We start from the raw sequence: 5,250 nt of genomic DNA, 5'->3' as shown, positions 1-5,250 counted from the left end.
TAAAGATGTTGAACATGCTGTGTCCACACTCATAGCGGGACCTGTTAAATTCATTTTGAATGCCAGCCGCGTAGCTGCAAAACTTTTATCATTACCAATTAATATATGGTGAGCATTTAGTTTTGCGCTTTGTTCAGTATTAGTCTGAATATTTTTGTGAAAATAGCTACTTGCGGTAATCCCAACAAAAGCACCTACCAACCCATCAAATTGAGACGCAACATAGCCCGCATCTTCAAATGCGTTATATGAGGTTTCCAATAGTATTCGGTGCTGAGGGTCCGTTGCCTTTGCTTCGTTTGGTGTATAGCCAAAAAAAGATGCATCGAACATGTCAATATTGTCGATACCACTTGAAACATCAACAAAATGCGGTTGCCCATTGTCACTTTTTGATGCTTGTCCCACCGATGTTCCATTGTGGGCAATACTTTCTACTTGTTGCGCTATGTTCTCCCAAAATTGGGACACATCGTCTGCACCTGGAAAACGGCATGACATACCAATAATAGCAACTGCTTGACTCATATCCTGTTGATCAAAATTACTCATTTTCTTCTTCTATTTATTCTTTGCTGTTGTGCTAGTGCTTGACGCTTCTTTGCTGCACGAGATGTATCAATCTTAACTGCTGGCTTTTCGTTTGGTTCTTCATCGATGAAACCTGAGAACAAAGCGATACTCGGATAATTGAATAAATCCATGTAACCAATTTCTTTACCAAATTCATGGGTGATCTTACGACCTAATTTGGCCATTAGCAGAGAGTTTCCGCCAACATCAAAAAAGTTATCATGGATGCTAATGACATCTGGCGAACACGCTAAAACTTCAGCCCAGCACTGCACTAATAATTGTTGCGTCTTTGATTGTGCACCCGCTCTTGATTTTTGTGGTTGGTAAATATCTTGTCTCGCGACAAGTTGTTTTTTATCTACTTTGTTATTGGTGTTAAGTGGCAATGCATCAAGGGTGAACCATAGACTGGGGATCATGTAGCCAGGTAAAAACTGCTTCATAAACTCCGTTAGTTTGATGGTATCCAGTTCACACTGCTCACGCATGACTAGATAGGCAGTTAGAGTTGCACTGGCAAGTCCGGGGTCTTTTATCACCACAGCGACCCGCGCTACGCTTGCATGTTTAAGGAGGATACTTTCTATCTCCCCAAGCTCTAATCGATACCCTCTTAACTTAATTTGATCATCTTCTCGACCAAGAAACTGAACACTTCCCTGTGGCATAACCCTAGCTAAGTCACCTGTATCGTAGAGTCGCGCATCTGTATGTGGCAGTTTTGATAAAAACTTCTCTGCGGTCAGTTTTGGATTGTTCCGATAACCATTCGCAAGTGTATCCCCGCTGATATACAACTTACCAACTCCCCCCTCAGGAACAGGTAATCCAGCTCGAGATAAGACATGTAACGATGCACCATTGACGGTACCGTCAATGAGTACTTTCTCAGCTTGTGAATCAACTTGGCACGCAGCTACCCAAATTGTTGCCTCTGTTGGGCCATACATATTCCACAATTGCGAAACTTTACTACCCAGTCTTCTGCCTAACTCCATTGACCAGAATTCACCACCGCACAACGCGATCAAGTCCGATTTGCCTCGCCAATGACTCTCGAGCAATAAGTGCCATGTTGCTGGCGTTGCCTGCATAAGCGTAATATTGTTTGCATCAATCTGTGCCGCTAAACTCTCACCGTTTTGCATCTGTTCATCTGATAGCAAAACAACCTCAGCACCACAAGTAAGCGGTAAAAACAGTTCTAAAAGTGATATATCAAAGCAGTATGTGGTTACTGCCAACAGCCTGTCTTTTTCAGATATGCTCAAGCGTTTTCGCATATCATTTAAGAAAATAGCGAGAGCACGCTGGCTCACCTCGACCCCTTTAGGTCGTCCTGTTGAGCCAGAAGTATATATAACATAAGCCGCTGTATCTTTGTCGAAAGCACTAACCTTGTGTGATACTGGACTGATAAAAGGCCGAGCCAATAAGTCTTCCAACAACAAGCTATTGCCAAAGCTTACCAACTCTTTACGGATACAACCTTGACTGTGTAGTAGGAATTTAGCACCGCTATCTTTGAGCATAAAATCAATCCGCTCAGTTGGTGCATTCACTTCTATTGGTAAATATGCCGCACCTACTCGCCACACAGCAAGTATGACGGCAACAATTTGGGGGGACCTTGGCAACTGAATTGCAATCACATCTCCGTGTTCAACGCCACTGGCGATAAATGCTTGCGCCAACTGCTCAACCGAGTGCATCAATGCACTGTAAGTTACTACCGGAGCTTCTGAACTGTGCGATTGGCCAACTGTTATCGCATGATTTTCTGGCGTTTTAACGGCTTGATTGTGAACTATATCAAGAACACATTCAGCAGGTCTATCTAGGTCTGGCTCGTAATTCGCGACTTTTGGAGACGTAGAATAAAGAAGTGCCGATACTGTGTTCGATTTCGGGAGCTCTTGTAGAATTTGAACCAAGGTCTGAGCCATTTTTTCTGCTATTGATTGACTCAGTATTTGTTGATTGACTACTAAGGTCATGTCCAACTGTTCTTTAGGCACCACCATCAGACTGATCGGATAGTGAGTTCGTTCTTGAACGTCGATTCCATCCACCTTAATATCCGTCAAAGCATGTCTGAGCCCCTCTGCCATTGGGTAATTTTCAAACACAACAATACTGTTAAACAAAGTATTTGCATTACTGACCTCACTACAACGTTGTATTTCTACCAGTGGTGAAGCTTCGTAGTTGAGGTGTTCAGCTTGACAAGCTTGGATCCTTTGTAACCAATCACTGACTGAATCTTCAAGAGACAGTTTAACCCTCACCGGTAAGGTATTTATTGTCACACCCACCAACGACTGTAAGTCTATATTCGTAAAAGATCGACCTGAAACAGTCGCACCAAATACCACATCGAGCTCATTCGAATAAGATGAAATAAGTGCAGCCCACGCACCTTGAACTAACGTGTTTAGCGTTAATCGATGCGCTTGAGCAAATGCTTTTAAACCTCTTGTTTCATCTAAGGATAGTTTTATTTTGTGCTCTGTATGCGTATTAGGCGCCGATAACACCTCCTCATTCGAGACGATTGGTAATGTAGTCGGCTCAGAAATGCCAGCTAAATAATCTTGCCAATAACGATTAACTTGCTCGTCAGGCTGCTGCTCAAGATAATCAACATAGTTAGTGAACTGGTTTACAACTGCCGGTAAGTGTAAAGCTGATTGGCGTACAACCGCAGAATACGCTTGCATTAATTCTGATAATACAATGGACGTTGACCAGCCATCTAAGAGTAAATGATGATACGCCCAACTGAGATAGGCTCGCCCCGCAGGCAGCTGAACCAACCTCAGTCTCATAGGGACATCTCCCATCAATTCAAGTGGTACTCGTTTATCCCTTTCGATAATGCTCAACAACTCAGTGTGCGCTTCTTGCTCCGTATAGAGGCTTAAGTCATCACAGTGTAGTTTTGAAAGCTCAGACTCTGAAGCCCGAGTCTGGTATGGCGTCTGTTCATCATTTAAACGGAATACCATATTCAACATTTCATGGCGGTTTCTTACAATTCGCCACGCTTCATTCAGTGAAGAGAAATCTATATTTGAGCCAATATCTATCCCTAAATGTATATGATATATCGCCGTACTACGAGCATAAAGAGAATGGAAAAAAACCCCCTGTTGCAACGGAGTCAAAGGTAACTTTCTTGGCTCGCTTGGCTTTATGGCCTGTTTAGAGGCGCTACTTGACTGGGTAAGCAAAGATGTAAAGAGGGACTGAATTTTTTCGATGTCACTTTGCTGATAGATATCACTACGATAACGCCATTGACACTGTAAATTGCCATCCATGATCACCAAGTTAAGTGTAATATGGTGCTCATCAATATTACTTGAAGAAATGTCACTAACTCCCGCCAGGTTAACTTTTTCAACGACTGTGTCGTGAGTATTGTCATCACTTTTTTTGTCGCTGTTCACGGTTCCTAAAAAGTTAAAAATCACTGTTGGCTTAATTTCAGCTAATTCACGAACCTGATTACGGTGACGTAAAACACCGTACCCGTTTCGCCATTGTGGTAAATCAGAAATTGTTTGATTAATGATTTCAAGGTGACGCTCAAAGTCTGTATTTGAGCGGCAATCAATGAGTAATGGCACCATAGCAGTAAACCATCCCACTGTATGGCTTAAATTTAAAGGGGCTGGAACATCTCTCCCATGACCTTCTAGATGCATCAAAAGATATTGTTGTTCATCAATTTGTGTCAATGCACTGCTAAAAGCAGCCAACAATATAGATTGCTGCTCACTGCGGCCTACATCTCTAAAATCCTTTAATTTCGCAACGGGTAATTGCCAGTTTTGACTAGAAACTTGGGCGTCATCACCCGCTTTTAATTGTCCATTAGCAACCGTTGTCGGTAGCTTAGATGCAAAGTTACGCCAGTACTCTAGCTGTTCAACTCCTTCGACACTTTCACTCCAACTACTTAAGTAATTTACCCATTGTTGATAGGAATGTGTTTTGGCTGGTAACGCATTGTCATTATCGACGTCCGCCAATAACCCCGTGATATCTTCAAGTAGGATGTGCCAAGAAACTCCATCTATTAATAAGTGGTGAGCACAAAGGAAGATATAATGCTCACCTGGGTCTAAGTAAAAGACACAAACTTGCCATAAGACCCCTTTCTCTATATCTAGTTGCAATTGTAGGTTTTGGCAGTCGCGCATGACTTGATCAAATTGCTGGTCGTTAGCAAGTTTACTTAAGTCAAGCACAGTGAACTGTTCTAAACGCTTGCTATTGCTATTGTAAAACTGTTGATGAGGTGAACAGTCGCTTCCTATTTGCAAAGAAAATACATCATGATGTTCAAGCAACTGTTGTAATCGCGTTTGAAGTTCAGCGGACGACAACGTACTGCGAACTTTAATAAGCTGAGATTGATTGAAATGATTAGGCTGCTGGAAGCCTTGCTCAAAAAACCACTCTTGCATTGGTGATAATGCAAAAGACTCTGGCGTCACACAGGGCATCAAGGGTAGTTCGGTTGATTTACTTCCAATAAAATCACTGAGGGCCTTAATACTCTGATATTGAAATAGCTCACGAACGGAAAGGGAGAAGCCACATTGATGTGTCTTATTGATGACTTGAATACCTAGAATTGAGTCGCCACCTAGCTCGAAAAAGTTA

At 42.3% G+C, this 5,250-nt stretch carries 2 protein-coding genes; both read right to left on the bottom strand.

Annotation, left to right across the window (positions count from 1 at the left end):
* On the bottom strand, positions 1 to 552 hold a 552-nt coding region (locus tag N480_RS17060), incomplete at its 3' end, for a beta-ketoacyl synthase N-terminal-like domain-containing protein (protein WP_196761512.1).
* The coding region (locus N480_RS17055; protein ID WP_155732884.1) for a non-ribosomal peptide synthetase at positions 549 to 5,250 on the bottom strand (4,702 nt) is incomplete at its 5' end. The genes N480_RS17060 and N480_RS17055, both read right to left, overlap by 4 nt.

Source organism: Pseudoalteromonas luteoviolacea S2607, from assembly GCF_001625575.1.
In the GTDB taxonomy this organism is placed as follows: domain Bacteria; phylum Pseudomonadota; class Gammaproteobacteria; order Enterobacterales; family Alteromonadaceae; genus Pseudoalteromonas; species Pseudoalteromonas luteoviolacea_E.
This window is presented reverse-complemented; position numbering and strand designations above follow the sequence as displayed.